The sequence below is a fragment of the Caballeronia sp. LZ016 genome, assembly GCF_031450805.1.
In the GTDB taxonomy this organism is placed as follows: Bacteria; Pseudomonadota; Gammaproteobacteria; order Burkholderiales; family Burkholderiaceae; genus Caballeronia.
In genome coordinates, this window is record NZ_JARTVY010000003.1 from 1 (window position 1) to 22,216 (window position 22,216).

The 22,216-nt window shown below is 59.8% G+C and carries 15 protein-coding genes; 4 read left to right on the plus strand and 11 right to left on the minus strand.

Annotated features, from left to right (window positions below):
* The 9 genes from P9220_RS19075 to P9220_RS19115 form a co-directional block, all read right to left on the minus strand.
* Window positions 1-1,340 (minus strand): methyl-accepting chemotaxis protein (locus tag P9220_RS19075; protein WP_309766858.1); only part of this gene is annotated, 1,340 nt, incomplete at its 3' end.
* A 257-nt stretch (window positions 1,341-1,597) separates the two neighbouring features.
* Window positions 1,598-2,734: a diguanylate cyclase domain-containing protein gene (locus tag P9220_RS19080; RefSeq protein ID WP_309766859.1), complete on the minus strand. Its 1,137-nt coding sequence runs from the start codon at window positions 2,732-2,734 to the stop codon at window positions 1,598-1,600.
* Window positions 2,735-3,510: 776 nt separating this feature from the next.
* Window positions 3,511-4,635, minus strand: a complete 1,125-nt coding sequence (locus P9220_RS19085) for a formylglycine-generating enzyme family protein (RefSeq protein WP_309766860.1) — start codon at window positions 4,633-4,635, stop codon at window positions 3,511-3,513.
* Window positions 4,636-4,683: 48 nt separating this feature from the next.
* A complete protein-coding gene (locus P9220_RS19090) occupies window positions 4,684-6,384 on the minus strand; it encodes a sulfatase-like hydrolase/transferase (RefSeq protein WP_309766861.1) in 1,701 nt (566 codons plus the stop codon).
* 52 nt (window positions 6,385-6,436) lie between these two features.
* Window positions 6,437-6,832 (minus strand): hypothetical protein, encoded by a 396-nt coding sequence (locus P9220_RS19095; protein WP_309766862.1) that lies wholly within the window; start codon window positions 6,830-6,832, stop codon window positions 6,437-6,439.
* Window positions 6,833-6,858: 26 nt separating this feature from the next.
* A complete protein-coding gene (locus P9220_RS19100; protein ID WP_309766864.1) occupies window positions 6,859-7,998 on the minus strand; it encodes a BamA/TamA family outer membrane protein in 1,140 nt (379 codons plus the stop codon).
* A 668-nt stretch (window positions 7,999-8,666) separates the two neighbouring features.
* Window positions 8,667-9,518: a DUF2092 domain-containing protein gene (locus tag P9220_RS19105; RefSeq protein ID WP_309766865.1), complete on the minus strand. Its 852-nt coding sequence runs from the start codon at window positions 9,516-9,518 to the stop codon at window positions 8,667-8,669.
* Between the two features lie 23 nt (window positions 9,519-9,541).
* Window positions 9,542-10,522 (minus strand): transporter, encoded by a 981-nt coding sequence (locus tag P9220_RS19110; RefSeq protein ID WP_404989559.1) that lies wholly within the window; start codon window positions 10,520-10,522, stop codon window positions 9,542-9,544.
* 15 nt (window positions 10,523-10,537) lie between these two features.
* Window positions 10,538-11,323 (minus strand): hypothetical protein, encoded by a 786-nt coding sequence (locus tag P9220_RS19115; protein ID WP_309766867.1) that lies wholly within the window; start codon window positions 11,321-11,323, stop codon window positions 10,538-10,540.
* A 436-nt stretch (window positions 11,324-11,759) separates the two neighbouring features.
* Here P9220_RS19115 and P9220_RS19120 point away from each other — a divergent pair, with 436 nt between their 5' ends.
* The gene (locus P9220_RS19120) at window positions 11,760-12,158 is read left to right on the plus strand and encodes a helix-turn-helix domain-containing protein (RefSeq protein ID WP_309766869.1); all 399 of its coding nucleotides are present in this window, start codon (window positions 11,760-11,762) and stop codon (window positions 12,156-12,158) included.
* A gap of 653 nt (window positions 12,159-12,811) precedes the next feature.
* Here the strand turns inward: P9220_RS19120 and P9220_RS19130 are convergent.
* Window positions 12,812-13,252: a response regulator gene (locus P9220_RS19130; RefSeq protein WP_309766870.1), complete on the minus strand. Its 441-nt coding sequence runs from the start codon at window positions 13,250-13,252 to the stop codon at window positions 12,812-12,814.
* 315 nt (window positions 13,253-13,567) lie between these two features.
* On the opposite strand from P9220_RS19130, the gene P9220_RS19135 reads away from it, so the two are divergent.
* Window positions 13,568-15,436, plus strand: a complete 1,869-nt coding sequence (locus tag P9220_RS19135) for an ATP-binding protein (protein ID WP_309766872.1) — start codon at window positions 13,568-13,570, stop codon at window positions 15,434-15,436.
* 1,787 nt (window positions 15,437-17,223) lie between these two features.
* Window positions 17,224-18,717 carry a sensor domain-containing diguanylate cyclase gene (locus P9220_RS19140; RefSeq protein WP_309766874.1) on the plus strand — a complete coding sequence of 498 codons (1,494 nt, stop codon included), beginning with the start codon at window positions 17,224-17,226 and terminating at the stop codon, window positions 18,715-18,717.
* A gap of 71 nt (window positions 18,718-18,788) precedes the next feature.
* Here the strand turns inward: P9220_RS19140 and P9220_RS19145 are convergent, their stop codons facing one another.
* Window positions 18,789-19,169: a response regulator gene (locus P9220_RS19145; protein WP_309766876.1), complete on the minus strand. Its 381-nt coding sequence runs from the start codon at window positions 19,167-19,169 to the stop codon at window positions 18,789-18,791.
* 1,078 nt (window positions 19,170-20,247) lie between these two features.
* Between P9220_RS19145 and P9220_RS19150 the strand changes: the two genes are divergently transcribed.
* The gene (locus P9220_RS19150) at window positions 20,248-22,188 is read left to right on the plus strand and encodes an ATP-binding protein (protein ID WP_309766878.1); all 1,941 of its coding nucleotides are present in this window, start codon (window positions 20,248-20,250) and stop codon (window positions 22,186-22,188) included.
* The last annotated feature ends 28 nt before the right edge of the window (window positions 22,189-22,216 follow it).

The following is a 22,216-nucleotide window of genomic DNA, read 5'->3' on the forward strand; positions in this document are numbered from 1 at the left end:
GTCACTTCGGCCATCGTCGTGCCCGCTTCGCTTGCCAGCAGCGCGCCGTCGCGCACCTTGCCGACCGAATCGGCGATCAGTTCCTTGATTTCCTTCGCCGCCGTCGACGAACGCTGCGCGAGGCTGCGCACTTCGCTCGCGACGACCGCGAAGCCGCGGCCCTGCTCGCCCGCGCGCGCCGCTTCGACTGCCGCGTTGAGCGCGAGAATGTTGGTCTGGAACGCGATGCCTTCGATGATGCCCGTGATATCAGCGATCTTGTCCGAGCTGTCGCTGATGCCGTTCATCGTGGTCACGACTCGGCCGACGACATCGCTGCCCTTCTTCGCGATATTCGACGCGTTCGATGCAAGCGAACTCGCCTGCTGCGCGTTCTCCGCGTTCTGACGCACCGTCGACGTGAGCTCTTCCATGCTCGCTGCGGTCTCCTGCAGCGAAGCGGCCTGCTCTTCGGTGCGCTGGCTCAGATCGGTATTGCCGGTCGCGAGCTCCTTCGCCGCGCCGCCGACCGTGCCGCTGCTTTCGCGCACGCGGTTCACGATATTCGTCAGGCGCGAGTTCATCGTGGCGAGCGCGCGCAGCAGATCGCCGGTTTCGTCCTTCGTATTCGCGACGATGCGGCTCGTCAGATCGCCGCGCGCCACCGTCTGCGCGATGCCGACGGCCTCGCTGATCGGCGCCGTGATCGAGCGCGTGACCAAGAGCCCGCCGATGACCGCGAAAAGCGCTGCCACCACACACAGCGCAATGAGTACGTTGCGCTGCGCCTCATAGCTCGCCTCGTCGGCGCGCACGATTTCCTCGCGGCGCGTCGCGGTGTAGGCCGCGTAGTCGTCGGTTGCTTTGACGAGTTGCGCCAGCAGCGGTCGGCAGTCATCGTCGAGCGCCGTCACGGCTTCATCGTGCTTGCCCGCGAGCGCGAGACCGGCAATCTTCGTCGCGACCGGGCCGTAGAGCGCTTCCACGCGCATCATCTCGGCGGCGAGGCTCTTCGCCTTCTCGCTCGTGTCGGTCGCGCTGGCAAGCATGTCGTTGAGTTGCTTGAGGCGCGCCTGCACGTCTTCGTGGGCGCGCGTGGCGGCGGCCTTTTCGAGTTCGATATCGGCGGGTTTCATAACCAGCACAAGATTGCGCGCGGCGATCGCGCGCCGGTCTACAGCCGTGCGGATCTGATTGGCGACGTCGGCGCGCGCATTGATTCCGTTCACGTAACTTTTGAATTCGCCCGTCGCGACGGACAGCGCGCGCACGGACATGCCTGCCACCAGCACGACCAGCACAGCCAGAAGGCCGAAGCCAGCGATCAACCGGTTCTTTATTGTGATGTTCTTAAATTTCATTCTCGGGTTCTCTCGGAGTCCGTTCATGGGCCCGTACGGCGTCTTGTGCCCGCGCGGCGCGCCATACTGGCTCCGCCCGAGCGGAGATGCAAGCGCAAAATTGCGCGACGCTCTAGCGCTAATTACGGCTCGCGCTTTTAGTACTGAAGGGAAAGATGCAATTGCACCTACTTGTTTACATCGACTGTTCTGCCTTGTGCGGGCTTACGGCCGCTGAACACGAGACGACGAAGGAGAATCGCTTTGTGGCGTGCGACTCACGCGAACGCTGTCCCTTCATCTTCTTGGCTGAATCGATACCCCCCGCCTGATCGTTTGGCTTCGTACATCGCAATATCCGCCCGCTGGACGAGTCGTTCAAGCGTCTCATCCGGCGCTTTGCGAGTTGCCACTCCGATACTCAGACCTATCGACGCAAATTCCAGTTCGATCGGACGCACAGCCGACAGCAGCCTCTCGCAGAGTTGATCAATCTGCTCCCGTTTGCCTAGTCCCGGCGCAATGACGACGAACTCGTCGCCTCCAACGCGCGCGAGCGTATCCCCGGATCTCGTCACTTGCCGGAGCGCTCCCGAAATCTGACGCAGCAGCGTGTCGCCGGTCGCGTGACCCAATGTGTCATTCACGGACTTGAATCCGTTAAGATCAATGAACAGTGCAGTAACCGGGCTCTTCGCGTACTTGCCCCAACGTTCTAACTCATTCAATTTGCGCTCAAAATCGCGGCGATTCGGCAGACCCGTCAGCGAGTCCCGGTACGCGGCACGGCTTATTCGCGCGTTTCCGCGCAGAAGGCCAGCGAACGCCTTCATCTGCATCGTCGTCGCGAATGCGAGAAGGGCGGCCACAGATAGAAGCAATCCCACGAACGCGTAGCTAGTAAGCTTCACGCGGAAAGTTTCATCCTGCAAGGCGGCGATCCTTTTGTTTTCGCATTCCGCAGTGATCCCTGCGATTCGAAGACGTATGCGGTCCATCGCTGCTTTGCCCGAATTCGTCCTCACTACTCTCATTGCGCCAGGATGGTCTCCTTGCCTCTCCAGGGTGATCGTGAGATCGAGCTCGCCTAGCTTGTCTTTGAGATCCGCTTCGATCTGTGACAGCGCGGTGCGTTGCTGCGGCCGCTGGAGGGAAGTGGTCAAACTCTGCAGCGATGCTAAAGCCTGTCGTTTGCCGTTTTCGAACGGGTCTAGGTAGGCCTGATCACCGGTGAGCAGAAATCCCCGTTGACTGGTTTCGGCTCGCTCTAAACCGCTGGTCAATGCATTGCCGTCTCTCACTGCGGCCGCCGCGCGGTTTTGCATGCGCACATCCGCGACGACTGCGACTGCCTGAAATGCCGACGCAATTGCACACGCGACCAACGCGGCAACGATAACCCCGTACATCATCATCGAACGACGTCGCTCAGCGGCGATCGCTTTTCCAATCAGTCATATTCTTCCCAAGACGTGAGGGGAAGCTCAATCGTGCATCCGCATCGCGATTCTAACTTTCTGGCTCGCGATATAAGCGACGAAAAGAGTCACTTTCACCGTCTTGTTCGTCGATAGATCAGTGTATCGGTAAATTTTATCGACGATCTTCCGAGTCACGCCTTTCATAACTAACGGACAGCAAGCGGAGACACTGTCGTTCATACGCGCGTGCTGTGCGTGCATCCCGTCGCAGTGTGCGACTGTTGGCGCCCCGGGGACACCTCCGTGACTAGCAGGAGTGGACCCGCGTTCTTCCCGTTGCGCCGCGTTTCCAGCATTCATGGCCGCTGACGCCGCAGTTGCGCCTGCCCAGGCGGTTCACTGGCCTGCCCGCATGCCGAAACTGCGCGCATGCCAAGAGCGAGCGGCAGTGGCTGACGTGGAGTGCAGGCAAGCGATGGGCGCATGAAATCACTCACGGAGTGCCGCAGTGAAAAGCGTGAACGCATGGGATATGTCAACGTGCAATCATGAAACTCGTCGATTCGGGACCTTTCAGGCCCCGGTAGCGTCGCGCGTTTTAAGTATCACCTTGCGGCATCCGATGCATGACCGCCGACGGCGTCGCGAGATATCGCGGCCGATGAATCGCAATGCATCCGGCAGCACGCGGCCATCTGCAGTAACTCGGTCATTGCTTCCGGCGGCCTCCGGACGGCCGAAACCGTCCGGCAGCGGCCGGCGCTTTGTTGCTACCTCTGCGCCTGACGGGCCCATTCGCTTTGGTCCATGGCCAAGCGAAAGCCCAAGTGCGACATGCCGTTCATCGGATCTGTTCCGCGTCGCGCGCTGGTACGATAGCTCTGGCAGTAGGTCTCGCTGCAAAGGAACGAGCCACCGCGCGTAACCCGCTCGGGAGCATAAGGAACCGCCCCTGTTTCGGGATCATAGCTATCACGGGGTCCCCTTGGATCGCGAACAACTCTCGCGCTTGCGGCTTGGATACGGAACGCATCGGCCCGGTACCAGTCGCCGGTCCACTGCCATACGTTTCCGGCCATATCGTAAAGCCCGTACCCGTTCGGCGCGTATTTTCCGACAGCCGTTGTGCCGACTTGGACCTTCTCATTGCTGTCGCTCGCCGCAGTAACCGGAAAAGGTCGCGCGCCGTCATCCCAGGTGTTGGCCATCTTCTTGCCGTCGGGAGAGAATTCAGCTCCCCATGCGAAATCGGCCTGCTCAAGACCACCACGTGCCGCATACTCCCACTCTGCTTCAGTCGGGAGTCGCTTGTGCGCCCACTTTGCATAAGATTGGGCGTCTTCGAACGAAACCTGGACGACCGGATGATCCTCCCTCCCGACAATAGAGCTGCCCGGGCCCGTCGGGTGCCGCCAATTTGCCCCGGGTACGAACTTCCACCAACGGGAATAGTCGTTGAGCGGCACTGGCGAGTCAGCGCCTTGGAAAACTAGCGCGCCGGGAACCAAGAGAGCGTCAGTTGGCCTTGGAGTACCGGGAGGCAGCTGTACTTTGAGATCTTCCCAGCGCGGCTTTCTTTCGGCAGTCGTCACATAGCCGGTGGCCGCGACGAAGCGCGCGAAATCAGCGTTTGTGACGTCGTATCGGTCAATCCAGTAGCCGCTCAGCTTCACCGCGTGCGCGGGCCCTTCATTAGGTTGCGCATGGCGATGATTGCTACCCATGATGAATTCGCCGCCTGAAATCCACACCATGTTCGATGGGCCATTGGTGCCGTCGCCAACGGTCAGCGGCTTTGGAACGCTCGTCCACTGATAGGCGGCGAAGGACGTTGCAAGTGCCGCAAGAGTAATGGCGGTGCCGACAGTGAACCGACGAATTATCTTGGCGTTCATAGCGCCCTCCTCCCGAGACCGGCCACAAGGGCCGGCGTGACTTAAAGGCTACTTGAGAGAGATTTGATGCCTTGGCGGGTACTTCTTCAAGACGTCGGCGTACCGTAGATATTCAGCTTGTAGCGGAACGCCCATCGGTATGTGGCGGATGCCGATCGTCTCATCTTCTTTTGGGTTCGTGTAGAGGTTGAACATGATGCTCGCCCAAGACTGCTGCATTGAGCCGCTGAAGCCCCCATTGAACCCTTGCTGCGTCAGTGAGTTCGCCTCTTGAGCCTTGAGCATGAACTTGAACTCGTCAACGCGCACGGCTGATATCTCGTCGTTCCAGAAGTACAGAACGCTTTTCCGGTTTGACACGCCGTTGTCTGCGAGGAGGAACGACGTCTGGTCGATGCCGTCGATGTACGTCTTAGCGGGAACGAGCTTGCTCACCGACGCGCCCGGTTGACCAGCCAGTGCAAGTGACGTATTGAAAACGTCGGCAAAGTCGAACAAGCCTTCGGAGCGACGCGCGGGGATCATGCCTTTCCAGTAGACGAAGAACGGGCTTCGAACACCGCCTTCCCACGTCGACCCCTTGGCCCCGCGGAACATCGTCTGGCCGTGCGGTGGCACTTCGGCTTCCGGGCCATTGTCGGAGGCGAAGAAGATGATGGTGTTGTCGAGTTGTCCGTTACTCTCCAACGTGGACACTAGCCGCTTGAACAGATCATTCACCTCAACCATGCAGTCGCCGTAGTTCGTATGCGATGCAGAGCGGCCACGATAGAAGTCGTTCGGATAATTGTCAAAGTGGCAGGCGCGTGGCCCGTAGTAAAGGAAAAAAGGTTTCGTTGCGTCTTTTTGTCGGTTTAAGAAATCGACGACATAGGCGGACCATTTCTGATCGAGGTCTTTGATGTTATCGGTAGTGATTTCGTAAAGGTTCTCGATCTGTCCACCGCGCACGGCATGCACATCGCTCTTGTTGAACGGCAGGTTGAGGATGTAGTTGTAGCGCTCTGGGCTGAGGGCCACCTCGGGATTGTAAGCAGGGTCGCGCCACTCCGTGTACATGTCCGAGACGGACAGAAAGCCGCGAAAATCGTCGAAGCCGACGTTTTGCGGTTGTGAGCCGGTGTTTTCGCCGATATGCCACTTGCCGACGGCCTGAGTGGTATATCCCTGCTTCGACATGAGTTGCGCCAGGGATGTCAAGCCTTCCATCCCACCAGGCTGACCATACATCGGCGGCGACTGTATACCGTGGTGGGCCTGATTTTGGCCGGTCAGGACCGTCGCGCGCGTCGGCGAGCAGCTCGGCTGAGAGTAAGCAGAAGACAGGATAAGACTCTGATTGGCTAAACGGTCGATGTCGGGCGTGTCGTTGCCCATTGCGATGCCGCCGCCATTAAAGCCGAAATCACTGTACCCGACGTCGTCGAGCAGAAAGACGACGATGTTCGGGCGCTTCCCAGTGCGTTGCTGGAGCGTGCTCAACTTTTGCTGGGCCTGCTGTAGCTGGTCGGGATGACTGATGATCGGTTCCATATTGTCGGCGATCTTGGTCACCGGCGTGCTCATATATTGATTCGGCTGGTTGTATCCTGGCCGGCCTTGAACACGTGTGGGCTCCGCTATTGTCTGTTGCGTTGGTGGCGGCTCCCCTCGGTGCACAGCGACGTCGGGCTGTTGCGCGGTGGCGTGCTCAAGGATTGCTCCGGCTAAGGCGACAGCTATCAGCACTACTGCATGCGTGATCTTCATGAACGCTGCTCCTTCAGTTTATGTAACGTTCGATATAGGAGGATGCTGGCGACTACATGCTGTCGGCAGCGGTGACAGTTGACTCGGGCTGAGACGCGTGCCGATACACGCGCGCTCGCTCCCGCTCGGCAATCTGACGCTTCTTCGTTGTTGAGCGGCCAGGAGACGCAAATCCCATCACTGCCTGGAACTCGGTCGGTCTGTTCATCCGAAACCTCGTGAAAAAGTCGTCGCCGGGCAAGCCGTTGTGAAGCGCCATCAGGCACCCGTAGTCAAGGCTCTTGCAATCGCTTAGCAGTTGAGCGGCGTCTTGGAGTGTCCGGTACCGCTCCGTGAGCGACTGGCCCTTTACAAACAGCGCATGCAGGCGTTGATAGCTGACTAGCGTCTTCTGCTTGGCCGCGAGCTGGAGTAATGCTGCGATTTCCTCAACCGTTCGTGTGTTCATGCTTGCCTCCGATGACAGTGACATACTCAGCGCCATGCGCTGCCCACTTGAACGTAGAACGCGTTTTGCCCTGGGCCATGCGCGACATCAATTCCCATGGAGATGCCGAGCTTGCGGGCAATGAGATAGCGAAAACCTGCACCGAAAGCAAACGCGGTGGGCGCATCGGAAAACGAATGAACGTTGCCGTAGGCCTTGCCTAGGCCACCGAATCCGAGGACCGACCAGCGTGGGGTGATGTTGTAGCGAAGCTCGACCTCGCCCGTGAGCTGGTTGCGGTCCTGATACTTGGCCTGGGAGATGCCGCGCAGATTGACGTATGGCTGAACGAAGAAGGGGATATCGCCTTGGGAGAAGCCTGTATCCGCGCGCAGCCCGAGCACCCACTTATCGGACACCGGCATCCAGTGATAACCCCGGGCCGTCTGCATTTCGAACGCGTCATCGCTGCCAAAACCTCCGCGCGCGAAATCCGCCTCGAACTCCGCATAGGTGCCTTTGCTCGGGAAGAAGATGTTGTCGCGAGTATCGTAGTCGACGACGACGCCCGCTTTGCCCACCTTCACGTCGCGCTCGTAATGATTGATGCCGCTGGGAATAACGGGCCCGAAGCGTGTTGTGGTGTCGAAAAAGGTGTATCGGGGTCCGATGTACCAAGGGGAGCCGCCAAGCTTGAAGAGGACCTGCTGGACCAGCGCGACGCCGCTGAGCTGGTAGGCATTGGCGTTGCCTTGTGGCCCATACCAGTTCAGATGCAGATTGACTCTGCCGAGCGCTCCGAAGTAACGGATGTGGTCGTCCATCCACGTATGAAAGTGCGCGACCCCCACGCCCCAGCTGTGCGTTCCGGTACCGAATGCGCCCACACCTGTAATGTTGGGTGGACTTAGCTCTCTACCTTCGCTCGCAGGGTCTGAGTTGCCGTCTTCGTGCTTGGGCGCAGTGAAATACAGCAGGCCCAGTCCGAGCCCATACCCAATGGCAGGCTCAGTGATGATATTTGGAACAGGCAGCACGCCGCGATGACTAAGCAGGACGTCACTCATATCGAACTGCCCGTCCTCAGTGTCGCGCAGACGCGACGGCTCCTCTCGGGCGGCACGGGCAGCCGTTGCCGCAACCAAGAGGCAGTACAGCACCAACCATTGGATAGATGAGCGGACCATCCTTGCTCCCAGCAATCAATGCGGTGGATCGACGACGACGTACTGAACCGTGGTTCCGACATACTGCGGTTGATACCAATTAAGCCCGCAGTGCTGATAGGTGACGCCTCCCACGACCACAGCGGTACAGCTCGGGGGCAGGCTCGCGACGGCTGTGCCCACGACGAGCGCAGTTGTCACGCCGACCGCTAAGCCGACTGCGACCGGGTCTGCATACCAACCTCCCCAAAACGGCGGGGGTGGAGATGGTGGCGGTGGAGGTGGCGGCGGCGGGCCGGGCGGCCGCGGTCCTGGACCTGGACCGGGCGGATGCGGACCCGGGCCCGGTGGCTGAGGCCCCGGACGTGGAACGGGATCGGGCGGAGGCCCGACATGCGGATGCGGACCCGGGCCTGGACCGAGCCCTGAAGGCGGCAAGGGATTCGGCGCAGGACCAGGTGGTCGGCCCCCGCCTGTTGGCACGTCAGCGCCGCCATGCGGTAGTTGTCCTCCATGGAAGGCCCCACCGCCTCCGTGCGAAGCGCCGTGGGCGAACTGTGCGCCACTGAAGGCACCATGGGGCATCGGATGGACGCTAGTGCGCGCCATGCCGCGAAACGCCAGCGCGGGAGGCGAGAACAGCACCACGACAGAAATTACGCCGGTGGTTAGCAGGCGTTGACGGCGCGTCATTGCACCTCCTGCAAGGGCGAATCGGTGGCCGGCTTCAGTTCAATCGCGTGGGAGCTCGGTGAAGGACGATAGGCAAAGGTCGATGTTTTGAAGGCTGGATGAAGATCCCAGTGGTAGGTGACGGTATGACGCGGGTGCGACGCTTGGGTGGTGTCAGTGATGACCATTCGACAGGGGAGCGGTCGCGCGCCTCGCTCAAGCCACAGCTCCCAATCGACGCCTCGCTGCTGGTAAGCGTAGTGGGCACACCAGCGTGCGTCGATTTTCTCGAGACCAAGGTCTTGAGCGGATGTGAGCACAAGCTCATCGACCTTGCCGTTGCCCCAGTAAAACAGATCGACCAGCGGCATCTCGATGTTGTAGACAGTCGCCAACTCGCGAACGAGGCCGTCAAGCGTTGGCGGCGCTGGATTGCGCGAATAGTAGCCTTCGCCTTCGTTGAAGATGACGAAGTCGCGCCCGTCGTAGGCGATGCCACGCGGCTTTCTGCTACCCATTACCTCGGCCCGTGCGCGGTTGGGGCGCTGCACATCGAGTACCGTCCGGTGCAGGTAGCTGGCATTCTGGCCGTTGTCGAGTACGACGTCGGTTGAGGTGTCCGCACGCACCTCGAACTTCGGAAGCGAGCGTAGGTAGTCGCCCATGTCCGTCAGCGCACCCATTGCACCCGGTTCTAAGTGGGCGTCCCCGTCGGGCTCGGGGGACGTAGTCGCGTTGGACACGTCACCGGCCGCGTCGGGAGCTGGAGTCTGGGCGGAAGCTGATGCGGCGGGGCGCTCAACCTCATGAGCACATCCCGCGACGAAAGTGGCAAGCAGGTAGACCAGCAAAACGATTCGAGTGCGCATGGCATTGCTCCATGGGTCGCGCGTCAAAACGCCAAGGTGGCCGTTGCCTGGAAGCTCTTGGTGCTCTTCAGGCGATTCGTGCTTGCAATGCTCGGCACCCAGCGGATGGTGGCCGACAAGGGGTGCTTGCCATAGAGCTTGGTGTCGTACGTCAGGATAGGGCCGAGCGAGAAGTCATGGCCGACAAAGCCGTTCAATCTGTCAGCAATGGGTCCGCTGTCGTTGCCGAGTTGCTGCACCGTGCCCATGACCAGCCCTACGCCCAAGCCGTTTGGAAACCTCTTGATACCCATCGCATCCGCCGTTAGCAGCGGGGCGTTGTGATAATCCGTCGCAGTGTTGCGCGTGTAAAACTGCACGCCAAGCACGGCATCGAACTCCAGGTCGTACTGCGGGATGAGCTTGGTATAGGCAACCTGGGGCACGAACGTCCAGTTGTTTAGGCTCGGGTTAGCCAGATCGTTGCTGTTGTAATGGCCCGTCGGCGCCCAAAAGTTGAAACTGAGAGCGATATGGTCGGTCTTCGTGATGTGATACCCCGCTTCAAGGGGCGTGAAGTACATGTCAAAAAGGTTCGACGCTCGGTCGCTCGTCGACGAAGAGAAGCGACCAGCCGAAAGGGAGCCTGTCACTTTGGTCCAGACATAAGGCAGCGTAACGCTGCTTGCGATATCCCATCCGCTCACGTTTCCCCACACGTGCAAGATGGAAGCGAGCGTGAAGGCGATTTCCCCGTTGATACCAGCCGACGTCCTGCCAGCAATCGGCACCTGGCGACCCGCACTGATGGAACCATCGAAATAGATCTGCTGAAGGTTGAAGATGGTGACCGGCTCGGGCGGCACAATGCCGATGCCTGAAAGAACGGTCATGCCCGCGATGGGCCTGCCGAGGCCGCCCTCCGTCGCGTGAGCCAGTTGGCAACCGGCCATTAGCGCTGCGACAGCTAGGCGCGTCAATGGCACGCGCAGACATCTGCCGAAGCGATCGGCTCGAATGTTCATGATCTTATCCGTGCATCACTTGCCAAAGGTCATGTTGAGGCCAGCGAAAATCTGCCACTGCGAGACGTTGCCCGAATGCGCGACTGAGTACTGCGGTTCGATGAACGCGTTAAAGATCGTCGTGCCGCTCCGCCATGCTTTACCGGCGCCCAGTCCAACCGGGATGTAGTACCAACCACGCTGGAGGTCAAAGGTCCAGACACCTGTCGAGCGCAAATACCAGCCCTCCGGAAGATTCCAGATGACAAACGGCTGCGTCGTCAGGCTTTGTACGGTCGGGCGGTCGCGTTGTCCGGCGAACGAATGCTGCCATTGCACGAGCGCGCCCAGCAGGCGTTGCTTCGTTGCATTTACCGCAACTGCGGCGAGACCGGCTTGCCATTTGCCGGTCCCAAGCGTGCGGTCGGTCGCTGTCGGGGCCGTAATCAGCGGGCCCACGCCAATTTGCGTCTGACCTTGTGACAACAGAAAAATATCAAAGAGATTGATATCGCCGAGACCCGTGTTGTAACCCCCCGCTGGATCCGGACGTGTGCTAATTGGAACCGTTAGGCGGAATATTTCGGGAAATGGAATAACGTTGTTCGGCCCGAGGGGGACAGTCGGGCGCAAGAGGAAATCATTTGTGTGACCGCTCGCCCCGAAAATGCTGGGCGTAAAGTAGTTCTGCACGTTAAACGACGCGGCGAGGTTAAGCGGATTATTGCTTTTGTTTGCGTCGTCAGAAGCGTTTTGTGACGACGCAGTGTCAGTCAATACCGCCAACAGAATTGCCAAGACAGCCTGCATTGCCAACTTCATGATCGACACTCCAAATGGTGCCGCGCCTGCTGCGGATTACGGCTTACTCCGCGCCTACCATGACCAGCAGGCGCCAGCTCCGGGCGAGTTCAACCGCTGTCGCTGATGACATCTGCGACAGGCCGACAAACTTTGGACATCGAGTAGGACTACGAATCGGACGCGCTAGGCATTGACATCGCGTTGCCAGTAAGAAAACGATAGCAAACAGAATCCTTTCTGCCAAATTTTTTAATCGGCATCTCGAAATTTGACGGGGCCGATAGATAAACGATGTCGGGCGCGATTTCAAGTGATATTTTTGTAACGCAAGGGTGGCGTAGAACCGGTCCGCGGTATATCAATATGTAGCTGCGTTTCCGTTGTGCGGAGGGCGCACTTGCGCCACTGAGAGAGTTCGACATGCATCTGTGCGTCTCATACAGCGGAGGTGATAATGCGTACGCCGCCGGAAAACCTACCCAGCGTTTCCCGTCGGCTACGTGCGGGTCAATTACTCCTTGAGGGACGTTCGGTAAAGGAAGTTGCCGAACAGCTGAGAATGACGCCGACGACGGTCAAGCGGTATCAGGCACTGGTTAGCAAAGGCGGACTTGACGCGCTGCGCGAGATGCAAGTGGGAGGCAAAGTTTCCGCGCTTAATCCGGACGCCGTGGAATGGATAGTCGACGCGTTGAATGGCTCCGCGGTGGATTACGGCTTTGACTCGGAGTCGTGGACGAACGCCAGACTTCGGGACCTCATTGAGGAGAAGTTCGGCGTGCGCTACTCACGCGTCTATGTCTGGCAGCTAACGAACGATCTAGGGCTCGGTCACCGACTAACCAGAAAGTGAAATGCCGCGCCCGTACAAGCATGCTCAGAATGCTCCACTCGTGTCCCGAGTTAGAAACTTGTAGACAAAAGAACACGCGCTACGGTGAACGCGGAAAGCGAAGGAACGCGGCACAAAGCAGCCAAAAGGAATCGCTTGACGCTGGCCAGGATGTCGTCGGCCGATTTGGTCCAGTTGAAAGGTCTCGGATCAGTGTCGTTGATCTGAATGTATTGGCGAATCGCCTTCGCGTTGCCGGGTGGAGCGATCAGTGCCGCCGCGGATGTACGTCCGCCGAGGGTGGCAAACAGGCATTGACAGGCTACGCCACACGCGCCTCTTGCTCGTTGCCACCGACTAGGAGATGCCCGAAATGGATGGCGTCGAATGCTGTCACCGAGCCCGGTGTGGGCCGACGCTCAGGGACACCGATCATCATGGCGTCGGCGACGCGCGGTGGCAGATGAGAGCCGGCTCGCCCCTAGACGCACATGCCGGGCGCGGACCGCGTGGAGATCGACGCGGACCTTCGGGGCCTAACAACCTTCGCTTTTATCCGGAGCAGGTGCGAAAGCAGCAGCGATAGCAGAACGTCGTACCAGGCATAAGACACCTCTGCGGGCAATTGTACCGCTCAGACCGGCCGCTGTAGCTGCGGATGCGCTAAGGGGACGTTACACGGGCAACGCTGGCGGCGGCACGTTAAGCATGCCCCACATCCGCCCGAGGTCAAAAATAGCGCGCTCGAATTCAGGGAATTCGATAGGTTTGACCACGTATGCATTCGCCCCGTGGTTGTAAGCACGCACAAGGTCTTCTTCCCGTCTCGAGGACGTTAGCACGACGACCGGAATATGGCGCAGAAAGGGAGATCTCTGCATGGCGGTGAGCACCGCGAAGCCGTCAACTATTGGCATCTTCAGATCGAGCATCACGAACGCTGGTGGCACGCGCTCGCGGTTCGCCCACCGGCCTTCACGGTTCAGGAATTCGAGCGCCTCCTTTCCGTCCGCGACGGCTATCACACGGTTGGTGATTCCGCTTCGTTCAAAGGCGATGAGTGCCAGTTCACGATCGGCTTCGCTATCGTCGGCGAGCAGTATTGGGCGTTGCATGCGGACAGCATAAATGGTGAGCAGGTGCCGATTATAAGCGTCGGTGTGGCGGCTATCGGATAGCCGACGATAGCTGGCGAGCTATGCACCTTGCCCAGCTGCCCGACCCACGGCAGCAGCGATCAACGCGGCGACGTAGCGCCCGCGCGAATGGCGCCATTGCGGTCGATCTCGGAATGCGCAACTCGCCAGTGCCGAAGGCGGTGTCACTCTCGTAATAGGAGGAACGCTTAATGCAGACGATAGTGCACGTCGATGGCGCAACGACGACACGGGGCCCTCACTATGATTGTGCGAATCAACCAGTTCCCACCGATGAAGCGGCTGCTGTTTGGCATTGCCGCGACAGCCGTCGTTCTTTTGGCTCAGCAGACGCTGACAATGTTTGCTCATGGCCGCCTGACGTTTCTTATAGTCAGTGCATCGCTGCCGTTGATTACCGTGCTCTTTGGTGCCAGATCGGGACTTCTGCTTCTAGCGAGCGGTCTTTGCTTCGGCGCCCTTTGGTTGCCGCCTTCAGGTCTGGCTGTTGAGCAGTCGGAGGACCGTGCTGTCTTGCTTGCATACACGGTCATTGGCAGTCTCCTGGTAGTGGCTGGATACCGACTGGCGAAGGTGGCCCGCCGCGCAGGAAAAGCGGAAGCGGCTGCGCAGGAAGCGGCCAATCGACTTCTGCAAGTCGAGGGCGATGCTCGGCACCGGTTCGACGTGGCGTTGAACAGTGCCGGCGCGCCGTTTCTCATCGTGACGCCAGTGGTGCGCGAGTCCCATAAAACCGAGCTTCGATGGGACTACTTGAACGAGGCGGCCGCGTCGTTATTCAATGAGGGATCAGGCGTGGTCGGCGGCAGTTCGACCTCGTATGTCCGTCCGGCCGGGTGCGCTGACATTCTGCTCAACCGACTTGCGCCACTCGCAGAACGGCAAGGGCGCGACGCCTTTGACATACGCATCCAAGGAGCCAACGGCGAGCAGTGGTTTCACGTCGTCGCTGCGTCGCTTGGGGATTCGGTCGTTGTGTGGTTCGGCGACGTGACTGCGCGGGTGCGCGCTGAACAGGCGCTCGCAGAAGCTGACCGTCGCAAGGATGAGTTCCTCGCGACGCTCGCCCATGAACTGCGCAATCCACTCGCGCCTATCAGGCAAGTCGCGGAGATACTCGAACAGCCCGGGCTGACCGATGAGCGCAGGAAGTGGTGCATCACGCTGCTACGCCGGCAGTCGGCGGCGATGGCCCTTTTACTGGATGACCTTTTGGATGTCTCGCGCATCACGCGCGGGGCGCTGACGCTACGCAAGGAAGCGGTGGCGCTTAAGGAAGTGGTCGACGATGCCGTAGAAACCGCAACGCCGATGCTCGAGGGTAAGGGCCACCAGATCGTCGTCAAGCTTCCCGCCCGACCCCTCCACGTTGAGGCTGACCGCCTGCGGCTCGCGCAGGTGATCGCCAACCTTATCGCTAATGCGGCGAAGTACACTCAACCCGGCGGGCGAATTGAACTAACGGCGACGGCTGACGATGTGGAGATCGTCTTGTCAGTCACGGATAACGGCATCGGCATTGAGCCGGACAAGTTGTCGGCGATCTTCTCGATGTTCTCGCAAGTGAACCCGGACCATCACCGGCAAGGCGGCCTTGGCATCGGACTGGCGCTTTCGAAATCGTTGATCGAACTGCATGGAGGCCGTCTGACGGCATCGAGCGGCGGAAAAGATAAGGGGAGCCGTTTTGCCATCCATCTGCCGGCAAAGTACAGAGTCCTGCCACCGCAAGCGCCGACGCGCGATGCAGCCGCCTTCCCATCGTCGCTTGAGACGCGCCGCATCCTAGTGGTTGATGACAACGTCGATGCCGCTGATGCGATAACGGCGCTCCTCGAATTGGACGGGCATGAAGTACGGACTGTCTATTCGGGCGAGGAAGCGGTCCAGATCCTTGGCCAGTACATCCCCGAGGTGGTCCTGCTTGACCTCGGTTTGCCGCGCATGAGCGGACTAGACGTGGCGCGCCGTATCAGGGCGACGCCCTCGACGAAAGACCTCACGCTCGTCGCCATCACCGGATGGGGGCAGCCTCAAGATCGGGCGCGCACGGCTGACGCTGGGTTTGACTTCCACTTCACGAAGCCTGTTGACGCCGGCCAACTCAACGAAGCCATTGCAGGTACGGTCGTAGCGCCCTAGCCAACACCCGTGCAGTGCGTAGCGCATCGCGGGGGGGCCTGGTAGCCCTATCTGTCCAGCGCTGTTTTTGGTCCAAACTGGGAAGCATGAAAACGCGTGATGATCACTTCTGCGTCACGCACCCGAGAAGTGGCGCTGACGGGAAGGTGCATGGCTAGATTCGCGTCCATCGACGCGGATAGTCGCCGTCTCGCCACTGCTGCGGGCGCTAGCGGCCCGCGCGTAATTGCCCTCGCAGTTGGGCCAGTTCGCTCAAACGCTGCCAAGCTCGCGCCCACCTCATCGCCTGCTCGCGGTCTGCCCGCGTTTCAGCTCGAATGAAGCGGTCCACCGCGCGCCCAAAGCGGGCTATTGCATAGGAATGACATCGGTGGGGCTCCCAAGCGCGCATGTCCGTCTCCAGTGTTTGTGTCTTCGACGCTCGTTGGTTGTCAAAGCAATGCGCCGTTCTGTCAGTCGATAGGCAGCTCAACGCTCAACCTGAATCTTGCTGTACCAAAAGCTAGCCTACCGCCTATCGTCCCGCTTGAGCAATTCCAGACTCAAGGAGGATAGTCGCCGGCGCGGTCGGTTCCCTCCCGGCCCTCCAGTGCTTCTGCCGTGGCCGAAAGCTCGGGCGCTGTCGCTGCCGCAATCCGTGCCTTGCTATTCGGTGGTGGCTTGCCCGGGCTGCCGTTTCACTCGCACGGCCAATAAACGAATTTTCTGCTTAGTTTTGCTCCTTTGCACGCGGACACGGCCGTGGCCCCGCCGAGGTGAACAGGAAGGTTGGTACATCAAGTGCATATTCAGAAATGCAGAAAAGCGAGCGCGCGGTGCCGGGGCAAGGAGCGGACGCAACAAACCGAGCGAGGGTTAGCAACCACTGCTCGTTGTTTGCTTACTTACCGCCCCGGGGCCTACGCTGCTTATGCGTGCCCTCTCTCGTTGCACGCAATCTTTCGCCCGCCCCTGTCAGCGGGCTTTTCTTTGTCGCCCTCTGTTTCGATCATGCCGTTTCTCCCTCGCTGCGCCTCGCAGCGAAGGGCTTTTAATGACCCGTTCGGGCAGTCCGCGAACGATATCGGCGCCTCTGAAGCCGTTAGCTGTTTATCGCTTCACTTTCGGTAGCCCCACTGAGATGCGCCTCATTCCCGGGAAAGCTCAGCTTATTGGGGCTCCCCGCTGATGCGATGCGCGTGTAGCCTTCTCGACGAAACTGCTCATGGCCCGGACGTCAACGCAGCAAGGGAGAGAAAAAAAGCCGCTGTGCATGGGGCGCACGCTGCTCGGCGGCGCACTCTTCGTGGTCGCCTCAATCGCAGCCGTCGAGCCGCTAGGTCGCCGACTGGATCGAGCTGCAGACCAGCCGCACGCCGCGCCGACCTCAAGCAGGCGGGGCCATCCCGCATTGCTTTGACTCGCTGGTGTACGGGGCAATCGTGCCGCGAGGCAGGGCAAGGCGCCGGTACCCGACGCAAGCGAGCGCGGCAATTGCTCTACAGCATCGTAAGCATTTGACATCGCGATGAATTCGGGCAGGATACGGCTACGCCGCCCGACGTGGTGATCGTCTTTGCCTCGGCTGGCAGGGTGGGAGCTATTACGTTGCGCTCGGTTACAGGCCGCAGCTTCAGGCATCGTGCGGGATTTCTGTCCCGTGCTACCACAATAACGGGGTGAGAGGGCAAGTGCGCCGCCAGTCCGCCGGAAAACTCAATCCAGAGCTGCATCTGACTTCTCTGCTCGGCAGGTCCGCGACATCTGCGATCCGAAGACCACTTTGGCTGGCAATCGGCGCGACCGTGATGAGCGGGCTTGTCGTGGGCGTCACGAGCGTTGTGCTGATCGAAGGTCGCCAGGAGGCGATCCATCGGGCAACGCAGAACTCGGCCAACGTCGTCTCCGCCATGGCAGGGGAAGTCGCACGCAACCTGGAGGTATATGACCTGGCGCTGCAGGCGGTGGTCGAGGGCATGCAGGATCCCGCTGTCGCGGCGCTTACACCCGGGATGCGTCGCAAAGTCCTGTTCGATCGATCTACGATTGCCGGCTACATCAGCGGCATCTACGCGCTCGACGCATTCGGCGCCGTTTCGGAGGAGCCCGGCGGCAGGACGATTCTCGCCAACTTCGCCGACCGCGACTATTTCATCGTCCATCGCAGCCGGCCTGACGCTGGACTTTACGTCTCTGCGCCATTCCGATCGCGCTTGAGGAATGGCAACGTATCCATCGCCCTGAGCCGTCGCATTACGGCCGAACGCGATCGGCGCTTCGCGGGCGTTGCGATGCTTGCCATCGACCTCAAGTACTTCCAGCAGATGGTGGACAAGTTGCAAGTCGGACCTCACGGCTCGGCGTTCGTGATTCAGACGGACGGCAAGTTGCTGGCGAGGAACCCGGCGCTGCCTGAGGGCCTGTTGCCACCGACGCTGAATTCGCCAAGCCTCGCGACACTGCTGACGTCCAAGAGCGGGTCCTACGTCGCCGCCTCTCCGATGGACGGGGTCGAGCGCGTCTACACGTTCGCTCGCGTGCGTGGAAGCAATCTGATCGTCTCGATGTCGCCGTCGCTGCAAGATGTGACCGCCGAATGGAAACGGCGTTCGCTGATCGTGGCGGCCCTGGTTCTGATCGTCACAGGCTGCTTTACCTTCGCCGTCTGGTTGCTCTTTCTGGCGTTACGGCAACGTGACGCCGCGCAGGCGAAACTGTTGCACATCGCAGGAACCGACGCGCTCACCGGGCTGGCCAACCGCAGGACGCTGGACGCCGCGCTTGAAGAGTTGTGGGCATTGGCAAACCGGAAGCGCTTGACGGTCGCGCTGTACTTCATCGACGCGGACAACTTCAAGGCGTACAACGACCAGCATGGTCACGACGCAGGCGATCGGGCGCTTCAGCTGATCGCCGAGTGTCTCGCGCGCTATGCACGCCGCGGCAGCGACCTCGCTGCGCGCTATGGCGGGGAGGAGTTTGTCCTGGCGCTCGCCGATACGGACGCTCAGCATGCAGCAGGCGTAGCCGAATCGATCCGCAGCGACGTCGAGTCCGAATCATCGAAGCGCGCGAGCGGATCGGGCTCCGTCGGTTTGCGGGCGCCGATGACCGTGAGCATTGGCTATGTCGTATGCGATTTTCCGCCCGGCGCAGAGTTCGTCGAGCTGGTCGACCTTTCTGACGCGCTTCGATTGGCCGACGAAGCGCTCTATGCATCTAAATGTGCAGGCCGCAACCGCGTAAGCGTCGCAGATGCCGGCCTCGCGCTCAGGGCGATGCCGCACGCTGATTCGGTCTAAGTCGGTCGCGTAAGCTGAAAACAAGCGAAGTCCGATCAGAGAAGGCCGCAAGTGTTCGGTGTGCCCCTGCATCATGGGATCTTCGCCGCCTCACCGGGAGCAAGGTGATCGATTAATCTAAGCAGGCACCGCAAAGGCTCTCCTTTTCTGTGAAAAGCGTCGATTTCCGCTTCCTTGCCGCGCTCGATGACTTCCGTCTCATCCAGCGAGGTATACGCGATGATCGGTGTGTTTGCGAAACGGCGTGATCCGCGCATCGCTAATGCCACGTCAAATCCGTCGCAAGCCGGCATTTCGATGTCGAGTATGACAACATGCGGCGTCCAAGCAGGCGGCGTCATGAGGGCAGAAGTCCCGCCATCGGCGACGATTGTTCGGATTCCCTCAGTTGCGAGCGCAGCAGCGAGCGCTTCGGCGCCCGCGATGTCATCATCGACGATGAGGACCGCCACGGGTGGGGTAACAACTGCAAATGGGCCAGGATTCCAGATTTTTAAAAGCGGAGCGGGCGCGCCAGGCATTGTCGGTAACTAAAGAGACCGTTATTTCTGGCAAGCAGCAATGGCTATTCCATACTCTCGTCCACCCACTGCCGTGACTTGACGGAAAGGGCCGGTACCACGAGTTCTGCATCTTGCCGGGCCTCTCCCTCAGTTGGAAACGCTTCCCTCGATTGCCTAAGTATGACGGGCTCGCCGTCGCTTGCTCCGTGCAACACGGCAGCCCAAACCCAGCCGCCGGACTGCCTTTCAAGCTTGATCTCGATGGATTGGGGCATTGATGGCCTCCTGTCTATCTCACTATAGATGACGGAAGCGCGGTGCCACAGCCGGCATCGGGCGCGCGCCGTCTCCCATAGCGACTAGCGCGGCTCCATGCCGCCCACGGTCGTGAAGCAAACAATGGTACGCACGAATGCCCATCGTCGCAGCCCCCGCATAGGTCGACCGGAACGCTTGACAGTAGCATGCCTTTCGGCCAGCCAACAAAAGGACACGTCGTCGCTCCCGGCACTACGAACATTGAGTGCCGGTCGCGGCCACGGTAGCGTTTTCGTTTGCAGGTTTCCTTGGTGCCCCACACAGTGCCCATCAAGAGCGCAGCGAACTTGTCGCACGATGCAAATTGACGGATGACGATATTCCTCAGCAACAGTCATTGAGGATGCATCTCTTGAACGGCCGGATCGGGGCCGGGCTGCGTCCATCGGCCCTTCGAGCTCATCGCAGTAAAACGGTCACTGGAATTTCGCCTCCCGAAAGCAGCCGGTCGTGAACGCGCACTTCGACCCTTCGCGGTCATCCAACACACACAACAGCGGATGGGCCGGTAGGAAACATAAAGCGGCCCTCTGAAGGCAAGACGCGCGCGCCCAGCGCCGAATGCCGACATGATCACGAAGTACCGAAACGAGTCAAGGTGAATGTAAGCTTTGCTATATTGGGCGTCGTACGATCATCGGAGGAGAAACACCGCAGGCCGCCCCGGTCGTGCGTACGACAAATCGGCTCGCCAACGTTCGGAGTTGATATGCCCGAGGGAACTGCGGCACAGCGCGTTGCATCGCCTTACCCCGCGCAATTGCAGCGACGTTGCCGCTTGTATTGTCTGGTATTGCTTCTTGGCTTGCTCTCAATGGCCGTTCATGCCGGCGAGCGGTGGCGAGTCGTCATTCTTCCGGGCGCCGATCCTACGCAGCCAGCGGTAGCGATCCAAATCCGAGCACTGCGTAGCGCCCTAACTGCGGCTGCGCCAGATGGCGTCGAGTTTTACACAGACTCCCTTGACGAATTGCGATTCGATCGTGACGACTTGACTCCACAGTTCCTCGCGCTTCTTAAAAAGAAATACGGCAACAAACGAATCGATCTTGTGATTGGCATCGCCGACTTCGCGCTCGATTTCACCGCGCGATATCACAGGGACATCTGGCCCAAGACACCCATCCTGATCACAAGCATCGACGAAAGCCGTGTCGCACGCATGCCTCCCGAGTTTGCTTATATCCCTTGGCATTTTGACGCGGACAAGACGATTGCCCTTGCAGAAGCGCTCCAGCCGCAAGCGACGCAACTCGTGATCGTGGCAGGAAACAGCAATTTCGACGACTTTACCTCGCGGCTGGCTGAACAGGCGGCTCGATCCCGGCGAGCTCGAAAATGGGAGGTAAGCATATGGAGCGGGCTCACCCTCGAGGAACTGAAGACTCGGCTCCGCGCACTTGACCCGTCCGCCGCTGCAGTTATCTATACGACGATGTATCGCGACCGTGAAAGCCGAACCTATTTCCCGTTTGAAGTTGTCGCTCCGATCGCACATGCGTCGCGCGCTCCCATTTACGGGTGGTATCCCACTTACCTGAATCAAGGTCTGATAGGCGGTGCTTTTATAAGCTACGAGGACAACGGACGCCGAGCGGGCGAGCTCGCCGCATCCATCTTGCTTGGCAAGGTATCGCCCCACAGTGCGACTTTGCCGACGCAGCGATCTCGATGCATTGTCGACAGAGGCCAGGCCAATAAATTGGCGGTTCGCTCCGCTCTGATTCCGGACGACTGTGAGCAACTCAATGTGCCTCTATCCCTTTGGAATCAATATCGAGGCACTGTTCTCTTCGTGGCTGCTGTGGTAGCGCTGCAAGCTTTAACAATTGCGGCGTTGCTCTGGCAGCATCGCAAGCGAAGACTCGCCGAAGAAGCCGCAACCGTACGTGCCAACGAGCTCGCCAGAGCTACACGCATCTCGTCTGCCGGTGAGTTGAGCGCATCGATTGCGCACGAAGTTGGGCAACCGCTAGGGGCCATTCTGAGCAACGCCGACGCGGCGGGGATGATCCTGGAGCATCGCGAGCCCGAAGTGGCAGAACTTCAGCAGATTCTTGCTGATGTGCGCCGTGATGCAGTACGCGCGAGTCAGGTAGTTCAACGCCTGCGCGATTTGCTGCGAAAGCACCCCGTCGAGTTCGTCGAACTGAACTTAAATTTCACTATCGACGAAACACTGACGTTGTTGGCGCCTGAAGCTCGACGTCGCCATGTCGCTATCGAGTCGAACCTCTGTACGACATGTCCCGACGTCGTCGGAGATCGGATTCAGCTTCAGCAGGTACTTCTCAATCTTTCAGTCAACGCCATGGACGCAATGCATGAGACGGAGCCTTCGGAGCGCCTTCTCACGATAACGACTCAACCCTGCGAGCACGGCGTCGAGCTGACCGTTGCCGATCGCGGTCACGGCATCCCGGAAGCAATGCGACCGAAGCTCTTCGAATCGTTTTTCACCACTAAAGTCCACGGCATGGGACTTGGGCTCTCAATTGTTCGGACGATCGTCGAGTGCCATGGCGGCACCATCACGTCCCGGTCCAGGGAAGGCGGTGGAAGCGCATTTGTCGTATGGCTTCCCTCTGCAGGGCGCAGTCGTTTCCACGCGCGGCATTTGCATCTTCGTAACGCGGCGCGTGAAATGTGACCTAAGGATTTCGGAGCACGGCCTTTTT

Coding starts and splice junctions, on each gene's coding strand:
- P9220_RS19120 (WP_309766869.1), top strand. CDS start 11,760: ATGCGTACGCCGCCGGAAAACCTACCCAGCGTTTCCCGTCGGCTACGT.
- P9220_RS19095 (WP_309766862.1), bottom strand. CDS start 6,832: ATGAACACACGAACGGTTGAGGAAATCGCAGCATTACTCCAGCTCGCG.
- P9220_RS19150 (WP_309766878.1), top strand. CDS start 20,248: ATGCCCGAGGGAACTGCGGCACAGCGCGTTGCATCGCCTTACCCCGCG.
- P9220_RS19140 (WP_309766874.1), top strand. CDS start 17,224: ATGAGCGGGCTTGTCGTGGGCGTCACGAGCGTTGTGCTGATCGAAGGT.
- P9220_RS19080 (WP_309766859.1), bottom strand. CDS start 2,734: ATGATGATGTACGGGGTTATCGTTGCCGCGTTGGTCGCGTGTGCAATT.
- P9220_RS19090 (WP_309766861.1), bottom strand. CDS start 6,384: ATGAAGATCACGCATGCAGTAGTGCTGATAGCTGTCGCCTTAGCCGGA.
- P9220_RS19135 (WP_309766872.1), top strand. CDS start 13,568: ATGAAGCGGCTGCTGTTTGGCATTGCCGCGACAGCCGTCGTTCTTTTG.
- P9220_RS19085 (WP_309766860.1), bottom strand. CDS start 4,635: ATGAACGCCAAGATAATTCGTCGGTTCACTGTCGGCACCGCCATTACT.
- P9220_RS19100 (WP_309766864.1), bottom strand. CDS start 7,998: ATGGTCCGCTCATCTATCCAATGGTTGGTGCTGTACTGCCTCTTGGTT.
- P9220_RS19105 (WP_309766865.1), bottom strand. CDS start 9,518: ATGCGCACTCGAATCGTTTTGCTGGTCTACCTGCTTGCCACTTTCGTC.
- P9220_RS19115 (WP_309766867.1), bottom strand. CDS start 11,323: ATGAAGTTGGCAATGCAGGCTGTCTTGGCAATTCTGTTGGCGGTATTG.
- P9220_RS19110 (WP_404989559.1), bottom strand. CDS start 10,522: ATGAACATTCGAGCCGATCGCTTCGGCAGATGTCTGCGCGTGCCATTG.
- P9220_RS19130 (WP_309766870.1), bottom strand. CDS start 13,252: ATGCAACGCCCAATACTGCTCGCCGACGATAGCGAAGCCGATCGTGAA.